Raw genomic sequence first — 2,188 nt, 5'->3', positions numbered from 1 at the left:
TTCGATGACCACGGACAATGCCCGTTCCAGAACGTCGATCCGTAACGGGCCGCTTAAACACATCGCTGCCGAGATGATATACGCGGAACTGCCAGGCTCCAGTTGATCCAAAAACAGCAATCGCTCTTGTGCATAAGCGATTTGTCCACGTTCTGCAGGATCGATTATCTTAAGCGGCCGGTTTGCGAATTCGGGCGTTTTTTGCGTGGACAAGAGATGATCGATCTGCGCTGCTAGAGTAGCAACAGTCGGCGCCACGAATATGTTACGCAAGGCGACTTCAACATCGAATTCGCGGCGAATACGAGTAATTGCCCGTGCTGCTAAAAGAGAGTGGCCGCCAAGCGCAAAGAAATCGTCATGAACACCGACATTGCTTATACCCAACACATCCGCCCATATTGCAGCCAACGATTCTTGGGTTCCGCCAACGGGAGCGACGTAGGCAAATTCGGGGCGGATATCGGGTCTAGGCAACCCAGCTCTGTCAAGTTTTCCAGTCGGGGTAAGAGGAAAGGCGTCCATCATGACAAAGGCGGATGGAAGCATGTAATCTGGTAGACACTCTGCCAGCTTAGTTCGAAGCGTAGCGCTTTCAAGAATTTGGCCGTTGTCCGCAACTACATAGGCTACAAGGCTTGGGTCTCCCTTGCGATCTTTTAGTGCGATCACGAGCGCCTGTCGGACATCGGGTTCTCGTTCTAGTGCGGCCTCAATCTCGCGAGGTTCGATTCGGAAACCACGGATCTTAACTTGATGGTCGATACGCCCCAGGTATTCAAGAACGCCATCCGCGCGCCAACGCGCAAGATCTCCCGTGCGGTAGAGGCGTTCACCATACGTGAAAGGATTGGGAACAAAGCGGTCAGCTGTAAGGTCTGGACGCCCGATATAGCCCCGGGCTAAGCCTACACCGCCAATATAAAGCTGACCCGGAACACCGATCGGCACAACGCGCATCCAGTCGTCCATAACATAAAGCTGGACGTTATCTACAGGCACGCCGATAGGTATATTGGCTTGATACGCCTCATCATTGGACACCCTGTGGTAACTTGATGCCATCACACATTCTGTCGGGCCGTATTGATTTACGAGGTTGATTTGAGGACCGAAGCTTTCAACGACAGCATCGCGTAAACCAACGTCGAGCGGTTCGCCCGCCGACATAATGGTCTGCAGCTTCAATTTGCTCGTGGAGGTGACAGCGCTCCGGCAAACTTCACGCAGTAACGTTGGAACGATACTGAGGAGCATCGTTACGCCAGTTTTCTCAAGCAGTGAGATGAAGCGGTCGGGGTCTGAAATATCTGTTGCTGGTGCCATGATCAAGCGTGCGCCCGACAGCAAGGTTCCGAAGATGTCGCGAGCTGATGGATCAAAAGAGCATGACGAAACGTTCAGTATGACGTCGTCAGCTCCGATGCCGTAAGTCCTCTTCAGAAATCTAAAGTAGCTGTGCAGACCTTCGTGACGGGTCATTATACCTTTTGGTTTTCCTGTCGAACCTGAGGTGTAAATAACGTAGGCGAGGCTGTTTGGCTGAATTCGATTCAAYAACGGACTGTCTGGTATCGATTCGATGTCGGCGAGGTCCGCATCGCACACAACCACCTCCCCCTCGTAATCGCACAAAAGTTCAGTCAAGCTGCGTTGGGTAACCAATATCGACGCTTTTGCGTCGGTGAGCATGAAGACAAGACGATCTGCTGGATAGGTGGGATCCAGTGCTAGATAGGCGCCCCCCGCCTTTAGAACAGCGAGCAAAACGACTATCATTTCGGGGGAGCGTTCCATACAGAGCCCCACGACAGTTTCTGGTCCGACGCCCAACGCTATCAAATGGCGTGCCATCCGATTTGACCGGCGATCAAGGTCCTCATATGTCAGGTTACGATCCTCGAAAACAACGGCTACTGCGTTCGGGGTCTTAAGTGCTTGTTCGATAAAAAGTGACGAGATATCGCCGTGAGGGAGGGGCAACGAAGTGTCGTTCCAGTTCCGCACGAGCTGCTCGCGCTCGGTCCGGCCGATGAGTTCTATGTTTGATAGTGGATCATCCGGATTTGCGGTTGCCTTTTCCAAAGCAGTGATCAAATGGCTTGCCATGCGGGCAACTGTTTCTTCGTCGTAAAGATCGGTTGCATATTCCATCGAAGCAAAGATCGGTTGCATATTCCATCGAAGC

The 2,188-nt window shown here is 52.4% G+C and carries 1 protein-coding gene; it reads right to left on the bottom strand.

Features of this window, described 5'->3' with window-relative positions; translation table 11 throughout:
• The coding region (locus AC1DNW_RS35345) for a non-ribosomal peptide synthetase (RefSeq protein ID WP_477855791.1) at window positions 1-2,175 on the bottom strand (2,175 nt) is incomplete at its 3' end.
• Window positions 2,176-2,188 lie beyond the last annotated feature (13 nt).

The sequence above is a fragment of the Rhizobium sp. 05L429 genome, assembly GCF_056397645.1.
The sequence above is the reverse complement of the archived record's forward strand: the minus strand, read 5'-3'. Positions and strand labels throughout refer to the sequence as shown.